This is a genomic window from Nocardioides sp. NPDC057772, from assembly GCF_042798075.1.
Taxonomy (GTDB): Bacteria; Actinomycetota; Actinomycetes; order Propionibacteriales; family Nocardioidaceae; genus Nocardioides.
Map to the genome: position 1 here is coordinate 29,019 of NZ_JBHVKN010000021.1, position 15,002 is coordinate 44,020.

The 15,002-nt window shown below is 66.4% G+C and carries 11 protein-coding genes and 1 pseudogene; all 12 read right to left on the reverse strand.

All coding sequences use genetic code 11. From position 1 onward, the window contains the following. Positions 1 to 75 precede the first annotated feature (75 nt). Positions 76 to 3,546, reverse strand: coding sequence for a DNA-directed RNA polymerase subunit beta (rpoB, locus tag ACFVJS_RS06380; protein ID WP_165110532.1), 3,471 nt, complete (start codon positions 3,544 to 3,546; stop codon positions 76 to 78). Positions 3,547 to 3,882: 336 nt separating this feature from the next. Next, positions 3,883 to 4,827, reverse strand: a complete 945-nt coding sequence (locus ACFVJS_RS06385) for a J domain-containing protein (RefSeq protein WP_378878076.1) — start codon at positions 4,825 to 4,827, stop codon at positions 3,883 to 3,885. Further along, entirely contained in the window at positions 4,824 to 5,456 is a 633-nt protein-coding gene (locus tag ACFVJS_RS06390; RefSeq protein WP_378878077.1) for a hypothetical protein, read from the reverse strand. Before ACFVJS_RS06390 ends, ACFVJS_RS06385 begins: the two co-directional genes overlap by 4 nt. A gap of 138 nt (positions 5,457 to 5,594) precedes the next feature. Then, positions 5,595 to 6,863, reverse strand: coding sequence for an MCE family protein (locus tag ACFVJS_RS06395; RefSeq protein ID WP_378878078.1), 1,269 nt, complete (start codon positions 6,861 to 6,863; stop codon positions 5,595 to 5,597). Continuing rightward, the gene (locus ACFVJS_RS06400) at positions 6,860 to 8,383 is read right to left on the reverse strand and encodes an MCE family protein (RefSeq protein WP_378878079.1); all 1,524 of its coding nucleotides are present in this window, start codon (positions 8,381 to 8,383) and stop codon (positions 6,860 to 6,862) included. Before ACFVJS_RS06400 ends, ACFVJS_RS06395 begins: the two co-directional genes overlap by 4 nt. Continuing rightward, positions 8,383 to 9,525 (reverse strand): MCE family protein, encoded by a 1,143-nt coding sequence (locus ACFVJS_RS06405; protein ID WP_378878080.1) that lies wholly within the window; start codon positions 9,523 to 9,525, stop codon positions 8,383 to 8,385. The genes ACFVJS_RS06400 and ACFVJS_RS06405 overlap by 1 nt, the downstream gene beginning before the upstream one ends. 79 nt (positions 9,526 to 9,604) lie before the next feature. Continuing rightward, positions 9,605 to 10,579, reverse strand: a complete 975-nt coding sequence (locus tag ACFVJS_RS06410; RefSeq protein WP_378878082.1) for an MCE family protein — start codon at positions 10,577 to 10,579, stop codon at positions 9,605 to 9,607. After that, positions 10,576 to 11,628, reverse strand: a complete 1,053-nt coding sequence (locus ACFVJS_RS06415) for an MCE family protein (protein ID WP_378878083.1) — start codon at positions 11,626 to 11,628, stop codon at positions 10,576 to 10,578. The genes ACFVJS_RS06410 and ACFVJS_RS06415 overlap by 4 nt, the downstream gene beginning before the upstream one ends. Next, positions 11,625 to 12,986, reverse strand: a complete 1,362-nt coding sequence (locus ACFVJS_RS06420; RefSeq protein WP_378878084.1) for an MCE family protein — start codon at positions 12,984 to 12,986, stop codon at positions 11,625 to 11,627. The genes ACFVJS_RS06415 and ACFVJS_RS06420 overlap by 4 nt, the downstream gene beginning before the upstream one ends. After that, positions 12,983 to 13,810: an MlaE family ABC transporter permease gene (locus ACFVJS_RS06425; RefSeq protein WP_378878085.1), complete on the reverse strand. Its 828-nt coding sequence runs from the start codon at positions 13,808 to 13,810 to the stop codon at positions 12,983 to 12,985. Before ACFVJS_RS06425 ends, ACFVJS_RS06420 begins: the two co-directional genes overlap by 4 nt. A 12-nt stretch (positions 13,811 to 13,822) precedes the next feature. Continuing rightward, positions 13,823 to 14,608 carry an ABC transporter permease gene (locus tag ACFVJS_RS06430; RefSeq protein ID WP_008362876.1) on the reverse strand — a complete coding sequence of 262 codons (786 nt, stop codon included), beginning with the start codon at positions 14,606 to 14,608 and terminating at the stop codon, positions 13,823 to 13,825. A gap of 1 nt (position 14,609) precedes the next feature. Further along, positions 14,610 to 15,002 (reverse strand): annotated as a pseudogene (locus ACFVJS_RS06435) (ABC transporter ATP-binding protein); the annotation flags it as partial.

Below are 15,002 nucleotides of genomic sequence, written 5' to 3' on the forward strand. Positions count from 1 at the left end.
GTTCCTTCGTTAGTTCTTGGAAAGTTAAAGGGGACTGAGGGTGGGAGGTGCGCCCGGAGGCGCACCTCCCGCTCGTCAGACTTCCTCTACGGAGGAGGGCTCGCGGCGGGACAGGTCGATGCCGAGCTCCTCGGCGGCGCGGAAGACGTCCTCCTCCGCGTCACGGAGCTCGATCGCCGAACCGTCCTGGCTCAGGACCTCGACGTTCAGGCACAGCGACTGCATCTCCTTGACGAGAACCTTGAACGACTCCGGGATGCCCGAGTCGGGGATGTTCTCGCCCTTGACGATCGCCTCGTACACCTTCACGCGGCCCGGCACGTCGTCCGACTTGATGGTCAGGAGCTCCTGCAGGGCGTAAGCGGCGCCGTACGCCTCCATCGCCCAGACCTCCATCTCACCGAAGCGCTGGCCACCGAACTGGGCCTTACCGCCGAGCGGCTGCTGGGTGATCATCGAGTACGGACCGGTCGAACGCGCGTGGATCTTGTCGTCGACCAGGTGGTGCAGCTTCAGGATGTACATGTAGCCCACGGCCACCGGCTCCGGGAACGGCTCGCCGGAGCGACCGTCGAAGAGACGGGCCTTGCCGTCGGTGCCGACCACACGCTGACCGTCCCGGTTCGGGAGGGTCGAGGCGAGCAGACCGGTGATCTCGTCCTCACGCGCACCGTCGAAGACCGGCGTGGCCACCTTGGTGCCCGGCTCGGCCTTGTCGGCGTGGATCTTGATCAGGCGCTGCTTCCAGGCGCTGTCGTCGGGGTCGTCGGAGAGGTTGAGGTCCCAACCCTGCTTGGCGAGCCAGCCGAGGTGGAGCTCCAAGACCTGTCCGATGTTCATACGACGCGGAACACCGAGCGGGTTGAGCAGAACGTCGACCGGGGTGCCGTCCTCCATGAACGGCATGTCCTCGACCGGCAGGATCTTCGCGATGACGCCCTTGTTGCCGTGACGGCCGGCGAGCTTGTCACCCACGGAGATCTTGCGCTTCTGCGCCACGTAGACACGGACCAGCTGGTTCACGCCCGGGGGCAGCTCGTCGCCCTCCTCACGGTCGAAGACGCGGACACCGATGACGGTGCCCTCCTCGCCGTGCGGAACCTTCATCGAGGTGTCGCGGACCTCGCGCGCCTTCTCACCGAAGATCGCGCGGAGCAGGCGCTCCTCCGGGGTCAGCTCGGTCTCGCCCTTCGGGGTGACCTTGCCGACCAGGATGTCACCGGTGGTGACCTCGGCGCCGATGCGGATGATGCCGCGCTCGTCGAGGTCGGCCAGCATCTCCTCGGAGACGTTCGGGATGTCCCGGGTGATCTCCTCCGGGCCCAGCTTGGTGTCGCGGGCGTCGACCTCGTGCTCCTCGATGTGGATCGAGGTGAGGTAGTCCTGCTGCACCAGACGCTGGGACAGGATGATCGCGTCCTCGTAGTTGTGGCCCTGCCACGACTGGAAGGCGACCAGAAGGTTGGCACCCAGCGCCATCTCGGCACCCTGGGTCGCCGGACCGTCGGCCAGCGGAGAGCCGACCTCGACCCGGGCGCCCTCGTCGACCAGCGGCTGCTGGTTGACGCAGTTGCCCTGGTTGGAGCGCTCGAACTTGGCCAGCTTGTAGGTGGTGTAGGTGCCGTCGTCGTTGAGGGTCTCGATGACGTCGGCGGAGACCTCCTTGACGACACCGGCCTTCTTCGCGACGAGCACGTCACCGGCGTCGACCGCGGCACGGTACTCGATGCCGGTGCCGACCAGCGGCGAGTCGCTGCGGACCAGCGGAACGGCCTGACGCTGCATGTTGGCGCCCATGAGCGCACGGTTGGCGTCGTCGTGCTCGAGGAACGGGATCAGCGCGGTCGCGACCGACACCATCTGGCGCGGCGAGACGTCGATGTAGTCGACCTCGTCGGCCAGGAGCTCGGAGACCTCACCGTCGCGCTGGCGGACCAGGACGCGCTCGGTGGCGAACCGCATGTTCTCGTCGACGGCCGCGTTGGCCTGCGCGATGACGTACTTGTCCTCGTCGTCGGCGGTCAGGTAGTCGATCTGGTCGGTGACGACGCCGTTGACGACCTTGCGGTAGGGCGTCTCGACGAAACCGAACGGGTTGATCCGGCCGAAGGAGGCCAGCGAGCCGATCAGACCGATGTTGGGACCTTCAGGGGTCTCGATCGGGCACATCCGGCCGTAGTGCGACGGGTGGACGTCGCGGACCTCCATGCCGGCGCGGTCACGAGAGAGACCACCCGGGCCGAGGGCCGACAGACGACGCTTGTGGGTCAGGCCCGCGAGCGGGTTGTTCTGGTCCATGAACTGCGACAGCTGCGAGGTGCCGAAGAACTCCTTCAGCGCAGCGACCACGGGACGGATGTTGATCAGGGACTGCGGGGTGATCGCCTCGACGTCCTGGGTCGTCATCCGCTCGCGCACGACGCGCTCCATACGGGCCAGACCCGTACGCAGCTGGTTCTGGATCAGCTCGCCGACCGTCCGCATCCGGCGGTTGCCGAAGTGGTCGATGTCGTCGGCGGCGATGTCGATCGTGCCCTGCGGGGTCTCGAGCTGCGTACGCCCGTCGTGCAGCGCCACGACGTACTTGATCGTCGCGACGATGTCGTCGACGGTCAGGGTCTGCTGGTCGAAGGCCTCGGTCAGACCGAGCTTCTTGTTGACCTTGTAGCGACCGACCTTGGCGGTGTCGTAGCGCTTCGGGTTGAAGTAGTAGTTGTTCAGCAGCGTCTGCGCGGCCTCACGCGTCGGCGGCTCGCCCGGGCGCAGCTTGCGGTAGATGTCGAGCAGCGCGTCGTCCTGGGCGGTGGTGCTGTCCTTCTCCAGGGTCAGCATCATCGACTCGTACTCGCCGAACTCCTCGCGGATCTGCTCGTTGGTCCAGCCGAGGGCCTTGAGCAGCACCGTGACGTTCTGCTTGCGCTTGCGGTCGAGGCGGACGCCGACCAGGTCGCGCTTGTCGATCTCGAACTCGAGCCAGGCGCCGCGGCTCGGGATCAGCTTGGCGGTGTAGATGTCCTTGTCGGACGTCTTGTCGGCGGTGCGCTCGAAGTAGACGCCCGGGGACCGGACGAGCTGCGAGACGACGACACGCTCGGTGCCGTTGATCACGAAGGTGCCCTGGTCGGTCATGAGCGGGAAGTCACCCATGAAGACCGTCTGGCCCTTGATCTCACCAGTGTCGTTGTTGGTGAACTCCGCCGAGACGTAGAGCGGTGCGGAGTAGGTGAAGTCCTTCTCCTTGCACTCCTCGACGGTGTACTTGGGGTCGTAGAAGACAGGACTCTCGAACGAGAGGGACATCGTCTCCGAGAAGTCCTCGATCGGAGAGATCTCCTCGAAGATCTCCTGAAGACCGGACTTGTGAGACACGTCCTCACCCGCTGCTTCGCGGGCGGCAACCTGCTCCTGCCAGCGCTCGTTACCGATCAGCCAGTCGAAGCTGTCGGTCTGGAGGGCGAGGAGCTGAGGAAGCTCGAGAGGCTCTGAGATCTTAGCGAAAGAGATGCGGCGAGGGGTGGAGTCACCCGACGAGGTGCGCGCGGCCAAGAGGAATCCTTCGACAAGGTTCGCAGGTGGATTCGCGCTGCCGACCACCGAACAGCCACCGGGCAGGCTGAGGGGCATATGAAGGCATGCGCAAAGCGCCATAGTACGGCACAAAAGCGCACTTCACAACACCGGGCCCTCTTCAAAGTCCGGCGTCTCTTCGTTCACACCTGTGGCACCCGAGCGTCAGCCTTGTTGATCGTTGCCTTGTCGAGCATCGCGGATGATCATGCGCCCCTTCGGCACCCCGGGTCAAGCATCCGCGCTAATCGGTCCGCCCCCCGGAAAAGTTATTCCAGTCACTTGACAGGTAGCGCAAAGGCCCGGGGACGGCCGTTAGTCCTGGCTGGGCCGGGTCTCCACCTTGTCCACCAGCCACTCGTCGCCGACCTTGGCCATCGTGAGCATCGCGTACTCCTGATAGCCGATCGGGGTGCTGCGCTGGGCGTTGGTGACCTGGCGATCGACGAGCACCAGGATCTGCACGGTGTCCTCGGAGACCCGGATGACGCCGGCGTCGACCGGGGCAAGGGTCTTCACCACGGTCTTGGTCTCGGGGACGTTGTCGACGAGCACCGCGAAGAGGCGGTCGTAGTCCTCGCGGTAGTCCTTCGTCATCACGTCGTGAGCCTTGCTCTTCGACTCGTCCATCTTGCTGTAGTCGTAGGACAGCAGCGGGACCACGGCCTTCTTGGCCGCCTCGAGGGCCTCGGCGCCCTGCTCCTCGACGAGCAGCTTGTGGTTGCGGGTGATCTGCTTGCCCACCGCACCCTCGACCGTGCTGGTCGTGACGTTGTTGTTGGAGACGGTCTCGACCTTGTCCTGGCCGAAGAAGACCACCCCCGCGGCGACGACCGCGGCCAGGGCGAGCGCGCCGGCGGCGGCCAGGCCCCACGTGGGGAGCGCAGGGAGCGTGCGGCGGCGCGGCTCCTCCGCCTCGGCGGTGGGCTCCTCCTCGTCGGCGTCGGGTGCGTCCTCAGCCGCTTCGTCCTCGACAAGGGCGGTCTCCGCGACGACCTCGCGCTCGTCGTCCTCGGCGTCGTCGGCGTCCTCGTCCGCGGCAGCGGCCTCCTCGAGCGCGGCGAGCTCCGCGTCGTACGCAGCCCGCTTGTCGGCGTCCAGCAGGACGGCAGCGGCCTCGTTGAGGGTGCGGAAGCGGCGGTCGGTCGGGTCCAGGTCGGCGATCGCGGACTTCCACGCCGCCCGGATGTCGGCGGTGGCGGCGTCGGGCTCGACGTCGAGCAGGTCGTACCAGGTCGGAGAAGTCATCGTGGAACTCATGGTGTCACCCCTTCGCTGCTTTCCGAAGTAGGAGCCTCCTCGGCCGGGTACCAGTCGTCGACCAGCCACTTCCCGTTCTGCTTCACGAGCTCCACCTCCGTCCGCGCGAGCTGACGCGCCGCCTCGACGCGCTCCTCGGAACCCTCGGACTTCGGGTAGCTGATCGCGAGCTCGGCGACGACCAGCACGGTCGCGCTGTCCTCGTCGAGACCGGCGACCGCCGTGCTGTGCACGTCGCTGGTGCGGCCGACGCCCTGCTGGACGACGGTGGCCTCGGCGAAGGCGACGTTGCCGAGGAAGCTCTTCTCGAACTTCGGGGTCAGCAGCGCGCCGACGTCCTTGCGGTAGTCCGGCATCGTCTTCTTGTCGCTGCCGATGTCCTCGGGACCGTAGGTGTTGACCCGTCCGACGAACTTGTCGGCCGCGGCCATCACCTGCTCGCGCTGGCTCACCACGGACTCGTCGGCGCCACGGGTCAGCTGCCAGCCGACGTAGCCGACGCCGGCGATGATGACGGCGACCAGCAGGGCCAGGATCCCCCAGCGGAGCAGCGTGCCTTGGGTCGGCGTCGCCTGGTCGGTCTCTGAGCCGGTCTCCGCGTCGGGGCCGGGGTCGGTCGTGGTGCTCAAACGGATCACTCTCTGTGGTCAGTGGCTCCAGGAGCCATTTCCAAGCAACATCACCGTACGCCGCGGGCGAGTCGGTCGATGCGGCAGCACTCCCGGGGCCCCGACCCGGTCGGCTGCGTGCTGGTCGGACTTGTCCGGCTACTCGGTCTCCATCGGCTGGAGGTAGAGCCACTTCCAGGCGTCGTCGCCGTAGGAGGACGGCGCCGCGGTCGACACCGAGGTGTCCTCCGCCTCGTCCCAGGTCAGCTCGCCCGTCTCGGGGTCGAAGGTCGCCACCGAGCTGGGGGCACCGACCGCGGCGCGCGGCACCTGGCTGGAGCCGCGGGCGTTGGAGTGGGAGGGGTCCTCGGTGCAGTTGACCTCGGTGTTGAACGGACGACTCTGCAGGTCCAGCGGGCTGCGCTTCTTGGTGCTCTCGTAGCCCTGCTTGCACGGCGGCTGGGTGGTGATGGCCATCCCGAAGTGTGCCTGAGCAAGGCCCGGATGGCCGACGTCGACGACGGCGAAGCTGCCCTCCACGACGATCGGGAAGATCGAGAGCACGTGCTTGAGGCCCGGTAGGTTCTTCCGGACGACCTTGCCCGTCACCAGGACCTGATTGAGAAGCTCGCCGATCTCCACCTGGTTCTGCTCCAGGAACAGGCGCAGCTCCGTGGCACCTGCCGAGCCGCTCTCGATCAGCTTGACCAGGTCCTTGTTGGAACCAGCCAGCGTGCCGGTGAACAGCTCCAGATCGGTCGCGAACGACTTGATCGCCGAGGCGCTGTCGAGCTGGCCCTGGAGGACGGTGTTGCTGTCCCGGATCAGCTGCGTGGTCAGCCCGAAGTTCTCATCGGCCGTCTCCACGAACGCGGTGCCGGTGTCGATGATGGTCTGCAGGTCCCGACCGGTGCCGGCGAAACCCTTGCCCAGCTCGTCGACGGTCGTGGTGAGCGCCTTCTGATCCACCGAGTTCACCGTGACGGTGATGTCCTCGAGCAGCTTCTCGGTCGGCAGCGGGGTCGTCGTGGCGGCACGGGCGATCTCCGAACCGTCCTCGAGGTAGGGCGCGCCCTTCGACTGCGGCTGCAGCTCGACGTACTGCTCACCGACGGCGGAGCGGTTGCCGACCACGGCGAGGCTGTCCGCCGGGATCTTGTCCTTCCAGGAATTGTCGATCTTCAGCGTGACGTCGACACCGCTACGGTTGAGCACCAGCTCACCGACCTGGCCGATCTTGACGCCGCGGTAGTCGATCTCGGCGTCCTCGTAGATGCCTCCGGACTGCTCGAAGTGAGCCACCACGACGTAGTGGTCCTTGACGAACAAAGACCCCAGGCGGGCGTAGCGCGCACCCACGAAACTGACCCCGACCAGCGTGATCAGCAGGAAGACCATGAGCTGCATCTTCGTACGGCGGGTGATCATGAGACGCCCTCCATGTGGGTGTTGCTCGGGGTGCTCAGCGCCGGGATCATCAGCGAGGTCAGGCCCGGGTCGAGCTCCTTGCTCAGCTCGTCGTAGGACACCGCGTGCGTGCCCGGTGTCGCCCCGGCTCGACAGAAGAGGAGCAGTACGCAGCCCGAACCGTCATCACCTGACGTACCGCCGCTGGTGCTCGGGGTCAGGTCGAGGTCGAGCCCGAGGAGGTCGGTCAGCGTGCTGACCAGTCCGGACGGCAGTGCGTTGCAGGCCCGGCGTACCTCGCTGGTGGTGCCCTGGCCCGAGAGGGCACCGGTCAGCACCTCTTGGCACGCCGACAACGACTTCGCGAAGGCGCCGTCACAGACCTTGTCCAACGCCCCGTTCAGCGCGTCGAGCAGCTGCTGACCCTCTCGACCCTGGAGGTGTCGGATGACCTCGTCCTTGGCCCAGCACACGGTCGCGGGGACATCGGGCGCGTTGTCGAGCAAGGTGTCGAGATTGAGGTCGAGCGTGACGTCGAGGTTGACGAAGTCACCCTGGTGCAGGTTGCGGGCGGTCTGGGGCGAGCCACCGACGGCCGCGTCGACGAACGGATAGGTGAGGATCGTGTTCATCGCCCGGACGAAGTCGTCCCCGGAGTCGGCCAGGTTCGACAGGACCGGCTCGAGGTCCTTGATGATGCCGATGGTGTTGTCCTTGGACGCCCTGATCACGCGTACGCCGGTCTCCCCGAGCCGCTCGAGGGCCTGAAGCATCTTGACCAGGTCGGCACGCTGCTTGTCGATGCTCGAGAGCGCCGAGGGCAGCTCGTCGAGCGCGGCGTCGATGGAACCCATCTGAGCGTTGGTGGCCTTCGCCAGCGCGTCGAGCGCCTCGATGGCCGCGACGATCTTCTCCTTGTTGTTGTCGAGGTCGCGCGCCAGCTTCTCCACCTGGTGGAGAACCGAGCGAGCCGAGTCCTCGCGGCCGGCGAGGGCCTTGTTGAGCTCGGTGGAGATCGTCTTGAGCTGGGCGACACCACCGCCGTTGAGCAGCAGGCTCAGTGCGCTGAAGACCTCTTCGATCTCGGGGTTGCGGCCGGTCCGGGACAACGGGATGGTCGAGCCGTCGGCCAGCTTCGCCGCCTCCGGCTCCGCCGGTCGCTCCAGGGAGACGAACTTCTCGCCGAGCAGCGACGTCTGCTGGATCGAGGCCCGCACGTTGGCGGGCAGGTCCACATCCTTCTTCAGCTGCATCTCGACCGTGGCGACGCCGTCGTCGAGCCAGATCTTGTCGATCTTGCCGACGTCGATGTCTTCGAGCTTGACGGTCGACTGCGGCACCAGGTCGAGGGTGTCCTGGAACTGCGCGGTGACCGAGATCGCGTCGTCCCCGGCGTCCACGCCGCCCGGGAGCGGGAGGTCGTAGACGGAGAAGCTGCCACAGCCGGTCAGCATCAGGGCACCGGCGATCACACCGACGAACGCCTGGACAGCGCGCTTCATGGCCGCCGGCGCGGTTCGCTTCGGGCTCCGCTTCAGCATTACTCCTTCACCTCCACCAGGCCGCCGAGCGACATGTCATAGGGCACCCCGTAGGACGAACCGGTGCCAGGACCGATCGCGGCCGAACGGTTGAGGCCCGGCATCTGCCGGATCTGGGTGCAGATCTCGGCACTGCTGCCGTTGGTCGCCTGGTCGACGAGGCTGCACAGGAACGCGGCAGGGTTCTGGGTGATCTCGTCGATCACCATCGAGATGTTGGCGTTGGTGTCCAGGGTGCCGGTCTCCGGGTTGTACGCATGGCCCAGGTTGGTGAGGGCCAGCGGCGCGGTCCGCAGGCTCTCGTCGAGCGCCTTGCGCTGCTTCACGAGCACCTTGCTGATCCGGTTGAGGCCCTGGATGTCCTCGCGCAGGATCGCCTTGTTCTCCCGGACGAACTGGGTCACCTTGGTCAGCGCCACCGACAGGTTCTTCAACGACGCGGCCAGCTCCTCGCGCTCGCCCTCGAGCATCGAGGACACCTCCGCGAGGGCCTGGGCGAAGTCGCGTACGGTCTGGTCGTTCTCCGCGAGCGTGCCGATGAAGCCCTCGAGCTGCTCGGCCGAGTCGAAGAACTGCTCGTCGCGGTTGTCGAGCGTCTTGGTCAGCTTGCCGAGGTCGCCGACCGTCGAGTTGATCTTCTCGCCCTGGCCGCCGAGGTTCTTCGCGGTCTGCTGCAGCAGGTCGGTGAGGGCGCCGTTCTTGTTGGCGCCGTCCGGACCGAGCGCGACGACGAGGTCGTCGACGCTGGAGTAGATCTGGTCGAGCTCGACCGGGACCGAGGTCTTGTCGGTGCTCAGCACCGCGCCGTCCTCCATCTTCTCGCCGCCGTCGTAGGCAGGCGTGACCTGGACGTAGCGGTCGCCGACGATGGAGGGCGAGATGATCACGGCCTTCCCGTCGGCGGGCAGGTCGACGTCCTCCGAGTACTCCATGGTGACCTTGACGTCGGTGCCGTTCGGCTCGACCGCGGTCACCTTGCCGACGGCGACGCCGAGCACGCGCAGGTCGCTGCCCTCGTAGAGGGAGACGGTGCGCGGGAAGTGCGCCACCAGCGTCTTCTCGCCGGTGTCGCGGACCAGCGCCCAGGCGCCGACACCGAGAACGAGGGCACCGATGATGATCGGGACGATGTACTTGTTCACGCCGCCACCGCCGTAGCGCAAGCGCCAGAATACGGACGCGGCGTCGTGTTGATTCTCATGGTCACTCGCTGACGCTCGCTCATGGGGTCCTCCCCGTGACTGCCGGGACGGGAGGCATGTTCTGGACGTAGGTGTCCCACCACGGCCCGTTGCCCAGGGTGTTGTTGAAGACCCGGTAGAACGGCGCCATCAGGCGCAACGACTTCTCGAGGTTCTCCTCGTTCTTCGTGAACACGTCGAGGATCACGTCAAGGCTCTCGAGCGCCGGCTTGAGGTCTGCGCGGCTGTCGTCGACCAGCTGGGAGAGCTCCTTGGAGAGCTGCTGGGTGGACAGCAGCAGGTTGTGGACCGCCTCGCGTCGCTCCACCAGGGCCATGAAGAGCTGGTTGGCGTCGTTCATCAGCGTGATCAGGTCTTCGTCGCGCTCGTCGAGCACCTTGGTCACCCGATCGAGCTGGGTGAGCAGCGACTCGATGCGCTCGTCCTTGGCAGCCAGGTTGCGGGAGAGGTCCGAGACGCCGGTGAGGGCGGCCTGGAACTCCTCCGGCGTCGACCGGGTCAGGTCGGCGAGCGTGGTGAGGGCGGCGGCCAGCTGGTCCTTGTCGATGTTCGCGGAGGTGTCGGCCAGACCCTCGAACGCCTGGACGACGTCATAGGGCGACTCGGTGCGATCCACCGGGATGGTGGCGCCTGCCTTCATCTGACCCTCACCGGCCGGCTGGAGCTCGAGGAACATGTCGCCGAGCAGCGTCTTCACACGTACGCCGGCACCGGAGTTCTCCCCGAAGTTGACCTTCTCGCGGATCTTGAAGCCGACCTTGACCTTGTTGCCGTCGAGCTCGATCGAGTCGACCTTGCCGACCCGGACGCCGGCCACCCGGACCTCGTCGCCGGTCTTCAGGCCACCGGCCTCGGAGAAGTTGGCGTAGTAGGTGGTGCCGCCGCCGATCAGCGGCAGGCTGTCGGCCTTGAACGCCATCGCCATCAGCATGGCGAGGACGGCGATCGAGACGGCACCGATCTTGACTGGGTTACGTTCGCGGAAGGGAATCATCCGAGGTTGCACCTCGCTTGACCGGGCTGGTAGATCGGGATGTCGAGGTCCTTGCCCTCAGGATCGCGGATCGTTCCCCGCAGTCCGCAGAGGTAGAAGTTGAACCAACCGCCGTAGGTGGCCGTCGCGCCGATCTTGTCCAGCTTGATCGGCTGGAGCTCGAGGGCGTCGTTGAGCTGCCGCTTGTCCTTGGCGACCTCGTCGGAGAATCGCCGGGCCTCGCGCAGGTCCTCCAGGAGCGGGTCCTTCGCATCGTGCACCAGTCCGGCGGTCTCCACGGAGAGCGCCGAGATCTGGTCGAGGGAGCCCAGGATCACCTCGCGGTCCTTGTTGAGACCGCCGACGAAGTCACGGAAGGTCACGATCAGGCTGGAGAGCTCCTTCTCGCGGTCGCCCACGTGCTCGAGCACCTCGGTGAGGTTGTCGATCAGGGCGTTGATGATCTGGTCCTTCTCGGCCAGCGTGGAGGTCAGCGAGGCGGTGTGGGAGAGCAGGCTCTCCAGCGTGCCGCCCTCGCCCTGGAAGACCTGGACGATCTCGTAGGAGAGCGTGTTGACGTCGTTGGGCGACAGCGCCTGGAAGAGCGGCTTGAACCCGTTGAAGAGCACGGTCAGATCAAGCGCCGGGTGGGTCTGTCCGACCGGGATCGTCTGACCCTCCTGCATCGCCGACGCGTCGCCCACCAGCTGGTTGGTCAGCGCGAGGTAGCGCTGGCCGATCAGGTTGCGGTATTTGATCGTCGCCTCGGTCGTGGTCGCGAGCTGCTGCGCGCTGTCGACGGTGAAGGTGACCACGGCGCTGCGGGCGTCGTCGGAGATCTCGATGTCCTTGACCGAGCCGACCTTGACCCCGGAGATGCGTACGTCGTCGCCCTTGGTCACACCGGTGACGTCGGTGAAGACCGCCTTGTATTCGTCGGTCTGGCCGAAGGTGACGTTGCCGATCGTGATCGCGAGCAGGGCGGTGGCCACCGTCGTGACGATGATGAAGACGATCAGCTTCCAGAAGTCCTGGAAGGTCTTGGCGTCGAAGAGCTTGACCGCGCTCACTGGTAGCTCACCTCCGCTCCACGCGCCGCCGGACCGAGCATCAGCGCGCCGAGGTCGGGGACCTCGTCCGAGCTCATGCCCAGACCAGGAGCGAACAGCTCGTTGATGACATCGGCCTCGGCCGACGTACCGACGTAGGAGAGGGGTGAGAACTCGGTGGTCCCGGTGGCTGCACGCATGGTGCCCTTTCCGGTGGGCTCGTCGACTCCGTCGTCGACGTTGGGAACCTGGGTGAAGGGGTTCTTCTGGTTCCACGGGGCGTTCGGGAGCTGACCGCACTCGGGGCCGATGTCCGCGCCGTAGCGCGGCTTGTCCTTGGTCGACCAGGGACGTGACTGGTGCGGGAGGGTCTCCAGCGTGATGTGGACCGTGTAGTTGCGGAACACCTCGGTGAACTCATCGGTCAGGATGTCCATGCCTCCGATCAGGCACGGGAACATCGGCGCGTAGCGCGCCAGCGCCTGGGTGACCGGCCGACCGACCTCACCCAGCTGGATCAGGGTGTCACCGTTGTCGTCGAGGAAACCGTCGGCGGTGTTCGAGAACGCGGTCACGTCGGTCAGCATCTTGTTGAGCTGGGCCTCGCGGTCCTCGAGCGTGGTCGCGGTGACGATGGTGTTGCGCAGGATCTGGCCCAGCTCGGGCAGCACGGCCTGGTAGGTGCCGGAGACCTGGGTGGCGAGCTCGAGATCCTCGATCAGCGCGGGGATCTCGGGGTTGAGCCGCTTCAGGTAGGAGTCGAGGGTGTCGAGCGACTCGCCGAGCTTCTCACCACGCCCCTCGAGGGCGGTGGCCATCGCGTTGAGCGTCATGTTGAGGTCGGCCGGCTGGATCGTCCGCAGCAGCGGGTAGAGGTCACGCAGGACGGCCTGGACCTCGGTGGCCATCTTCGTCTTCTCGATGACGGCGCCCGGCCGGATCGGCTCGGTGAAATCGGTGTTGGGCGGGACCAGCGAGACGTACTTCTGCCCGAAGAGGGTCTTGGGGAGGATCGCACCGGTCACGTCGGGGTGGACCTTGCCGATCTCGTCGGGGAACAGCCCCAGGGTCAGCTCGGCACCCTCGTCGGTCGGCTTCATCTCGAGGACCTCGCCGACGATGAGGCCGCGGACCTTGACGTCGGCGCGCTCGGGGAGCTGCAGACCGATGCGGTCGGCCTTGAGGGTGATCTCCTCGAAGTTGCCGAACTTGTTGGTGAACTGCGCCCAGGTCAGAGCGAGAGCGGCGAGGACCAGGGCGATGAAGACGATCCCGAGGATCTTGCCCTTCTGCCGAGCCCAGGCGAGAGCCACGGCGCTCCTCTTGTGAGGAGCGGGCACGTGGTGCTCGATGCCGTCTCGGGTGAGTGTCTGAGTCATCCCGCCAACCTCACTGTGGTGGTGCTGCCCCAGATCGCCATGGAGAGCATCAGGTCGAGCACGGAGACGGCGACGATGCTCGTACGCACCGCCTTACCGACCGCGACGCCGACGCCGGCCGGGCCGCCTGAGGCGTTGTAGCCGTGGTAGCAGTGGATCAGGATCACCACGATCGCGAAGATCAGCACCTTGCCGAAGGACCACAGCACGTCGACGGGCGGCAGGAAGGTGTTGAAGTAGTGGTCGTAGGTGCCGGCGCTCTGGCCGTAGAAGAGGATCACCGTGAACCGGGTGGCGACGTAGGAGGAGAGCAGACCGACCACGTAGAGTGGCACGATCGCGATCAGGCCGCCGATCATCCGGGTGGTCACCAGGAACGGCAGCGACGGGATCGCCATCACCTCGAGCGCATCGACCTCCTCCGAGATCCGCATCGCACCGAGCTGGGCGGTGAACCCGCAGCCGACCGTCGCCGCGAGAGCGATGCCGGCGACCAGCGGCGCGATCTCACGGGTGTTGAAGTAGGCCGACACGAACCCGGAGAAGGCACTGGTGCCGAGCTGGTCGAGGGCGGTGTAACCCGAGAGCCCGACCTGGGCTCCGGTGAAGAAGGTCATCGCCAGGATGACGCCGACGGTGCCGCCGATGACGGCCAACGCTCCGGAGCCGAGGGTGACCTCGGCGAGGATCCGGAGGATCTCCTTCTTGTAGCGCCTGAGCGTGCGTGGGAACCACGACACGGCACGCAGGTAGAAGCCGAGCTCGTCGCCGAGGTGGTCGAGGCTCTTGGCAGGCTTCTCGTAGATCGCCTTGATGTTCGCCATCCGTCTCGCCTCCTAACCGGTCTTGCTCGGGATGATCTGCAGGAAGATCGCAGACATCACGAAGTTGACGATGAACAGCAGCAGGAACGTGATGACGACGGACTCGTTCACGGCGTCACCGACACCCTTCGGGCCGCCGCCCGCGTTCATGCCCTTGTACGCAGCCACGATCGCCGCGATCAGACCGAACACGAGCGCCTTGGCCAGGCCCTGCCACAGGTCGGCCATCTGCGCCAGCGCGGTGAAGCTGGCCAGGTAGGCGCCGGGGGTGCCGCCCTGGATGATGACGTTGAAGACGTATCCACCCATGACGCCGACGATCGACACCAGGCCGTTGAGGAAGACCGCGATCATCATCGCGGCGAGCACACGCGGAACCACCAGACGCTGGATGGGATCGATGCCGAGAACCATCATCGCGTCGAGCTCTTCACGGATCTTCCGGGCGCCGAGGTCGGCGGCGATCGCCGAACCACCGGCACCCGCGACCAGCAGCGCGGTCGCGATCGGGGCTGCCTGCTGGACGACCGCGAGGACCGCGGCCGACCCGACGAAGGACTGCGCACCGAACTGCTGCACGAGGCCACCCACCTGCAGCGCGATGACCGCGCCGAAGGGGATCGCGACCAGCGCGGTCGGGACGATCGTCACCGACGCGATGAACCACGCCTGTTGGATGAACTCGCGGAACTGGAAGGGGCGCCGGAACACAGCTCGCCCCACGTCCAGTCCGAACGCGAAGAGTGAGCCAGCGGTCCCGATCGGTTTCAGGACCCTGGCAGCGGTCAGGGAAGACATATCAGTGGGGAGCCTCTGTGGGAGCTGCTTTCACGCCGCCAGGAGCCATGGCCGCATCGGGCCGGAACGACCCGGGCGGCGGGGTGACGCCGTTCTCGCGGCACCAGGCGCCCGGAGGACGCTGGTATTTACGGGGAATGCCGTTGGACGGCTCGAGCTGCATCGGGATCGGCGGGAGCGGCGGCAGACCCATGTCCTTCTCCGCGGCCAGCTCGTCGGCGTCCTTCTCCTCCGACATTCCGATCGGGCCGATCGTCTGCGCGTTGAGGAACTGGCGCACCACCGGCTCCTCGGAGCTGAGCAGCATCTCGCGGGGACCGTACATGGCCAGGTGCTTGTGGTAGAGCAGGCCGATGTTGTCCGGCACCGTACGCGTCGAGTTGATGTCGTGGGT

Excerpts from the sequence above, each read along its gene's own strand:
- ACFVJS_RS06385 (WP_378878076.1), bottom strand. The coding sequence starts at position 4,827 with ATGAGTTCCACGATGACTTCTCCGACCTGGTACGACCTGCTCGACGTC.
- ACFVJS_RS06395 (WP_378878078.1), bottom strand. The coding sequence starts at position 6,863 with ATGATCACCCGCCGTACGAAGATGCAGCTCATGGTCTTCCTGCTGATC.
- ACFVJS_RS06400 (WP_378878079.1), bottom strand. The coding sequence starts at position 8,383 with ATGCTGAAGCGGAGCCCGAAGCGAACCGCGCCGGCGGCCATGAAGCGC.
- ACFVJS_RS06410 (WP_378878082.1), bottom strand. The coding sequence starts at position 10,579 with ATGATTCCCTTCCGCGAACGTAACCCAGTCAAGATCGGTGCCGTCTCG.
- ACFVJS_RS06420 (WP_378878084.1), bottom strand. The coding sequence starts at position 12,986 with ATGACTCAGACACTCACCCGAGACGGCATCGAGCACCACGTGCCCGCT.
- ACFVJS_RS06425 (WP_378878085.1), bottom strand. The coding sequence starts at position 13,810 with ATGGCGAACATCAAGGCGATCTACGAGAAGCCTGCCAAGAGCCTCGAC.
- ACFVJS_RS06430 (WP_008362876.1), bottom strand. The coding sequence starts at position 14,608 with ATGTCTTCCCTGACCGCTGCCAGGGTCCTGAAACCGATCGGGACCGCT.